The organism is Natronomonas sp., assembly GCF_047616845.1.
Lineage (GTDB): Archaea > Halobacteriota > Halobacteria > Halobacteriales > Haloarculaceae > Natronomonas.
Genome location: NZ_JBLGBY010000080.1, coordinates 1 through 5833, shown reverse-complemented (window position 1 = coordinate 5833; position 5833 = coordinate 1). Strand labels below are relative to the sequence as shown.

Sequence of the window (5833 nt, the reverse complement as noted above, 5' to 3'; positions counted from 1 at the left end):
AACGTCGAGTACTCCCGCAACCTCGCCAGCAAACTGGAGAAGGACTTCACGAACCTGCTTGGGGCCGAAACCGAGCAGTTCGTCGTCGAGGACGTCTACGATTACGACGCCGCCTTCGAGCAGGCCTACGACCTCATCAACAGCGAACTCGACGATGGCGGCGAGGTGTGGGTAAACGTCTCCGCGATGCCGCGCACCGTCGCCTTCGCCTTCGCGACCACCGCCCACTCGATCATGGTCGAACGCGAGGGCGACCGCGACCGCATCCACACCTACTACACCGTCCCCGAGAAGTACCTCGAAACCGAGTTGGCCGAGGAACTCCGCGCCCACCGCGACCTGCTCGCCGACCTGCTCGACGGCGACGTCGAGGACGAACGCATCGAGGAGCATCTCCAGGTGGCAAGCGACCTCCTCGAGGAATTCGACGAACGCGGTACCACCATCGGCGCCAAGAAGTTCGGCGACAGCCACATCATCGAGCTCCCGGTCGCCTCCTTCTCGAACGTCAAGCCCTTCGAGGAACTCATCCTCTTCACGCTCGGCGAACACGGCGAGTTCGAATCCGTCTCGGAGTTGGCCCAGACGCTCGCGCGGGAACTCGGCGAGGAGTACACCGACTCCTTCCGCTCGAAAGTCATCTACAACGTCGACCGCCTCGGCCCGGGCGGCAAAGGCTACATCGAGCAGGAAGAGCACGGCAAATCCTATCGGACGCGGCTCTCCCGCATCGGCGAGCTGTGGGTGCGGTCACACGCCGACCAATCAGAGCTGTAGGACTGTTTTTACCCGACGGCCGCGAACGGCGGTCATGGAACGCTTCCAGAACACGCGACAGCCCGACTGGGACTGGTGGGGTTGGCTGTGGCCGACGCCCGGCGCGACGCTTCGCGAACTGGGCGTCGAATCCGGCGAATCGCTCGTGGAAATCGGTAGCGGGAACGGCTACTTCGCGCTCCCGGCCGCCCGAATCACCGACCCCGCGCCGGTGTACGCCGTCGACGTCGACGAATCGCTTCTGGACGAACTCCGGCATCTCGCCGACCAACAAGACGTCGAGAACGTCGTTCCCGTCCACGCCGACGCTCGGAGCCTCGCCGACCATCTCCCGGAACGGGTCGATACCTGCCTGCTGGCGAACACGCTGCACGGCGTCGCTGGCGACGAGCAGCAGACGTTCATCGAGGCAGTGTTCGAGGCGCTCAAGCCTGGGGGCACCTTCGTCGTCATCAACTGGCGGGACGTGCCGAAAGAGTCGACGACCATCGCCGGCGAACAGCGCGGGCCGCCGCCAGCCCTCCGTCTCTCGCCCGAGGAGACCCAACGAATCGTCGAAAACGGCGCCGACTTCACGCGAACGCGGCGCGTCGACCTCCCGCCGTATCACTACGCGCTCATCTTCGAGGCATAGGGCGACGCCGTCGCTTCTCGAGTTGAAAAAAGAACGAGGGTGGGAGCGTTCAGTCGTCTGCGGGTGCGGCGGAGTCGCCGCTGGAGACGCCGGTACCGGGGCCGACCTCGATGCCGAGGGCGTCCAGTTTCTCGTCGGGGACGACGCCATCGACCCAGCCGCGAACCTCGTAATACTCGTCTTTCATCCGGTCGAGTTCGACGAGGCTGCCCTCGACACCACCCTGCCCGGGGATGGCACCGTCTTCGCCTTCGACGAACCGCTCGGGCAGGTCGTCGTCGGCTCCGTCGAAGCCGACGAGGTTGTTGTAGTAGCGTTCGAGGTTGTAGATGCGCTCGCCGGCCTGCATCAGTTCCTCCTCGCCGACATCGAGCCCCGTCATGCCGTTGTACTGCAGGACGTACTCTTCGATGCCCTCTGCGAAGGCGTTGAACTTGCAGATGTCGAAGGAGTCGCTGATGGCGTGCATGTCCTGGAAGGTGGCGGTGAGTTCGCCTTTGCCCTTCCATTCGACGGGGTCGACTTTCTCCGGGATGCCGAGGATTTCGGCTGCGGGCGTATAGGCCCGCAGGTGGCAGGCCCCGCGGTTCGAGGTGGCGTAGGCGATGCCCATCCCCTTCATGCAGCGGGGGTCGTAGGCAGCCATCGACTGGCCTTTGACCGCAAGCGAGTTCTCGTGGGCGTCGAACTCCTCGGCGAAGCGGTCGTGGCCTTCCGCCATGTGGTCTGCGAGTTCGGTTTCGCGGTGGGTGATCTTCGAGAGCATCTCGATGATTTCCTCGGAGTCACCCCACTCGATGCCCTCGCCGAGGCCGTCGAGTTTGCCTTCTTCGGTCATCTCCATGGCCATTGCCATCATGTTCCCGGCATCGATGGTGTCGATGCCGTGGTCGTTACAGCGCTGGAGCATAAGGGCGATTTCGTCGCGGTCGGTGTGACCGGAGTTGGGGCCGAGCGCCCACGCCGATTCGTACTCGTAGGACTCCGTCCGGACGTTCAGCTCCTCACCCTTGTGCATGACGTCGACTTCGACTTCCTTCTTGCAGGCGACGGGACAGGAGTGGCAGGTGGGTTCGTCGACGAGGATGTTCTCACGAACGTTCTCGCCGGAGACGTTTTCCGAATCGAAGTCGTCGCCACCCCAGCCGTCGTTGCGTGCGTCCTCGGTTGAGGTGTATTTGGCGTTGCGGGCGGGCAGGCCGGACATCTCTTCGGTGGCGTTCATCAGGACGTTCGTCCCGTACAGCGACAGCCCGCCCTCGTTCGGTGCCGTGACCTCGGATTCGGTAATGACCTCCATGGCCTGTTTGTGGCCTTTCTTGAAGGTGTCTGGATCAGCGGGTTCCTGCATTTCCGTGCCGGATTTGACGACGACGGCTTTGAGGTTTTTCGAGCCCATGACGCAGCCGGTGCCGCCGCGGCCGGAGGCGCGGTCGTCCTCGTTCATGATGGCGGCGAACCGCACGGCGTTTTCGCCAGCCTCGCCGATGCCCATTACCGAGAGGTTCTTGCCGTACTCCCCGTCGACTTCCTCGCCGAGGATATCGCGGGTCTCGTGGAAGCCCTTGCCCCACAGATGGGAGGCGTCGCGAAGCTCGACCTCGCCGTCTTCGACGACGGCATACACCGGTTTGTCGGCTTTGCCTTCGAAGAGCAACCCATCGAAGCCGGCCCACTTGAGTCGGGCGCCCGACCAGCCACCGTGGTGGCTGTCGGTGACGGTGCCGGTCAGCGGCGATTTCGTGCAGATGGCGATGCGGCCGCTCATGGTGACCTGCGTGCCCGTCAGCGGGCCGTTCATGAACGCCAGCAGATTGTCCGGCCCCATCGGGTCGACATCCGGGCCCTGTTCGAAAACGTATTTGACGCCGAGGCCACGGGCCCCGATGTACTTTTTGGCGTCCTCGTCGTCGACGTTTTCGTACTGTACGTCACCGCTCGAGAGGTCGACTCGAGCAACGTTATCGTGGAATCCGCCTAACTCTGTCATTGTAACGTGTGCCACTAGCTAGTAGGGTGCAAGTCTGGTAAGACTTGCCAGCATTGTGTAACCATAACTGGTTACCTGATTCCAGGCATCGCGACCGTACGCCGGCGAGCGAACCGCGAGGTTCAAATCGGTGGCGCGGCACGCCTCTGCCGTGACCCGTTCGCTGCCCGTTGCGCCGAGCCCGCTCCGGTACGCTGGCGTCCTCGCCTGTCTCGTGGTCATCCTCGCCGCGTCGGTCGCGGAACCCGGCGATGGCGTGCCACCGACGCTGTTCGGCGTCGAGACGTCCGTGTATCTTCACGCCATCGCCTACGCGGGGCTGACCGGAGCCATCGGCTACGCGCGACTCGCTGCTGACCGTCGCGGTCTTCTCGTTGCCGGCAGTCTCGCCGTCTGTTACGGTGTTTTCATCGAGTTGCTCCAGGGTACTCTCTCCTATCGGTCGCTGAGTACACTCGATGTCCTCGTGAACGCCTCCGGCACAGTGGTGGGAGCCTCGCTGTGGTGGGCGGTCGCGCCGCTTTTCGGCGCCGAGCGCGCCGTCGACGCCCAGACGACACCCCTTTAGCCGCGCGTCGGCTACGGCCGGCAATGAGTCAGCCGAGTCCCGATACCTACGAGCAGGGGCGGGGGATGGACGCACACAACGAGGTGATGCGTGAGGTTCGGGCCCGAAACGACAAGAGCTACGACCCGACGGAGCCGACCCGGGTCTGGCTCGACGAGGACAACACGCCCGACGGCGTCTATCAGTCTCTCACCATCATTCTCAACACCGGCGGCTGTCGGTGGGCACGCGCCGGTGGCTGCACGATGTGCGGCTACGTCGCCGAAAGCGTCGACGGCGGCAGCGTCTCCCACGACCACCTGATGACCCAGATCGAACACTGTCTGGAACACGAGGCCGAGAACATCGGCGAGCAGCGCTCGCCGGGCAGTCGGACGGAATCCGACGACGCTGACGAGAAAGCCGGCCTCATCAAAATCTACACCTCAGGGTCGTTCCTCGACGAGCGGGAGATTCCCGCCGAAACCCGAGACGCCATCGCGGAGACGTTCAGCGACCGCGACCGGATGGTCGTCGAGTCGCTCCCGGATTTCGTCGACCGGGAGAAAATCCGCGATTTTACCGACCGAGGTATCAAGACGGACGTGGCCGTCGGCCTCGAAACGGCGACCGACCGCGTCCGCCACGATGCCGTCAACAAGTACTTCGATTTCGAGGAGTTCGAAGCCGCTTGCGTGGAGGCACGGGCGGCGGGAACGGAGCGAGCGCCGCCGGATGGTCGAGCGGCGACGGACGAAAGCCGCGAGACGCGCGCCGCCGACGCGGGCGTGAAGGCGTATCTCCTCATGAAGCCGCCGTTCCTCGCCGAACCCGACGCCGTCGAGGACATGAAACGCTCCATCCGGCGCTGTGCCGGCGTCGACGGCTGCCACACCGTCTCGATGAACCCGTGTAACGTCCAGCGGTACACGATGGTCGAGGAGCTCTACCACGACGGCGGCTACCGGCCGCCGTGGCTGTGGTCGATCTGTGAGGTGCTCGCATCGACGGCCGACGCCGACGCCATCGTCGTCTCCGACCCGGTCGGGCACGGCTCCGACCGCGGCCCGCACAACTGTGGGGAGTGTGACGACCTCGTGCAGCGGGCCATCAAGGACTTCGACCTCCGGCAAGACCCCTCGGTGTTCGAGGAAGTGTCGTGTGCCTGTAAGGACACCTGGAAGTACGTGATGGCCGAGGAGACGACGTACAATCAGCCGCTCGTCCGATAACGGAGTCAGCCCCAACCGCCGTCTGCGTTCGGGACTTCTATCGACGCCTAGCTACTGGAAGCCGCGAAGGACACCCTGCCCATCGGTCGGGCCGATATCGGGGAGCGACGCCCGCTCGGGGTGCGGCATCAACACCGCGACGTGGTCGTCGGCGCCCAGCACGCCAGCCACGTTCTCTTTCGAACCGTTCGGATTCGCCGCGTCGGTGATGCTGCCGTCCGGCTCACAGTAACGGAACAGCACGCGATTCTCGTCGTTCAGCGTTTCGAGGTGGTCGTCCGGCACCTCGAAGCGGCCCTCGCCGTGGGCGATGGGCACTTCGATGACTTCGCCCTCCTCAAAGGCGGCCGTCCACAGTGTGTCGGCGTTCTCCACGCGCAGATGGACGGGTTCACACTGGAAGCGCGCGCTGCGGTTCGTGGTAAACGCGCCGGGCGTGAGGCCGCCCTCCGAGCCGATTTGGGCACCGTTGCAGACGCCGAGAACGGGCGTGCCGGACTCGGCGGCGTCGCGGATTTCGTCCATGATGGGTGCGCGGGCGGCCATCGCGCCGGCACGGAGGTAGTCGCCGTAGGAGAAGCCGCCGGGGATGACGATACCGTCGGTGTCCGTGGGGAGGCCGTCGTCGTGCCAGACGATCTCGGCGTCGATGC

The 5833-nt window shown here is 64.7% G+C and carries 6 protein-coding genes; 4 read left to right on the top strand and 2 right to left on the bottom strand.

Annotated features, from left to right (window positions below):
• Together ACI8UR_RS12010 and ACI8UR_RS12005 are read left to right on the top strand one after the other, a co-directional pair.
• On the top strand, positions 1 to 777 hold a 777-nt coding region (locus tag ACI8UR_RS12010), incomplete at its 5' end, for a DUF6293 family protein (protein ID WP_415087915.1).
• 34 nt (positions 778 to 811) lie between these two features.
• Positions 812 to 1411, top strand: a complete 600-nt coding sequence (locus tag ACI8UR_RS12005) for a class I SAM-dependent methyltransferase (protein WP_415087914.1) — start codon at positions 812 to 814, stop codon at positions 1409 to 1411.
• A gap of 49 nt (positions 1412 to 1460) precedes the next feature.
• Here ACI8UR_RS12005 and ACI8UR_RS12000 read toward each other — a convergent pair whose 3' ends face one another.
• A complete protein-coding gene (locus ACI8UR_RS12000) occupies positions 1461 to 3401 on the bottom strand; it encodes an aldehyde ferredoxin oxidoreductase family protein (RefSeq protein WP_415087913.1) in 1941 nt (646 codons plus the stop codon).
• A 151-nt stretch (positions 3402 to 3552) separates the two neighbouring features.
• Between ACI8UR_RS12000 and ACI8UR_RS11995 the strand changes: the two genes are divergently transcribed.
• Complete coding sequence (locus tag ACI8UR_RS11995) at positions 3553 to 3969, top strand: VanZ family protein (protein WP_411713849.1); 417 nt, start codon at positions 3553 to 3555, stop codon at positions 3967 to 3969.
• 23 nt (positions 3970 to 3992) lie between these two features.
• Positions 3993 to 5180, top strand: a complete 1188-nt coding sequence (locus ACI8UR_RS11990; RefSeq protein WP_411713850.1) for an archaeosine biosynthesis radical SAM protein RaSEA — start codon at positions 3993 to 3995, stop codon at positions 5178 to 5180.
• Between the two features lie 51 nt (positions 5181 to 5231).
• Here ACI8UR_RS11990 and purQ read toward each other — a convergent pair.
• On the bottom strand, positions 5232 to 5833 hold a 602-nt coding region (gene purQ / locus ACI8UR_RS11985), incomplete at its 5' end, for a phosphoribosylformylglycinamidine synthase I (RefSeq protein WP_415087912.1).

Excerpts from the sequence above, each read along its gene's own strand:
- ACI8UR_RS11990 (WP_411713850.1), top strand. The coding sequence starts at position 3,993 with ATGAGTCAGCCGAGTCCCGATACCTACGAGCAGGGGCGGGGGATGGAC.
- ACI8UR_RS12000 (WP_415087913.1), bottom strand. The coding sequence starts at position 3,401 with ATGACAGAGTTAGGCGGATTCCACGATAACGTTGCTCGAGTCGACCTC.
- ACI8UR_RS12005 (WP_415087914.1), top strand. The coding sequence starts at position 812 with ATGGAACGCTTCCAGAACACGCGACAGCCCGACTGGGACTGGTGGGGT.